Genomic DNA, 260 nt, shown 5'->3' on the forward strand with positions numbered 1-260 from the left:
ACGACCTTCACGCGCTCACGCCCGTGCGGCTCGCCCAACGAACGCTCGTGAGCGTCCAGGACCTCCCAGTCCGCCCACTGCACCACGTCCACCCCGCGCTCGGCCAAGAACTCCAGGATCGCCTCGGGCTCGGGGTGGGCGGCCGTGCGCGAGTCGGCGACGTCCTCGACGAGGTGGCGCACGGTCTCGGACGCGTCGGACTTGGTGTGCCCGATCAACCCGACCGGCCCCCGCTTGATCCACCCCGTGGCATACACCCC

1 pseudogene is annotated in these 260 nt (G+C 71.5%); it reads right to left on the minus strand.

Features of this window, described 5'->3' with window-relative positions:
* Positions 1 to 260, minus strand: a pseudogene (locus tag NHG27_RS19015) (pyridine nucleotide-disulfide oxidoreductase); the annotation flags it as partial.

The organism is Oerskovia sp. 140933 (assembly GCF_059651515.1).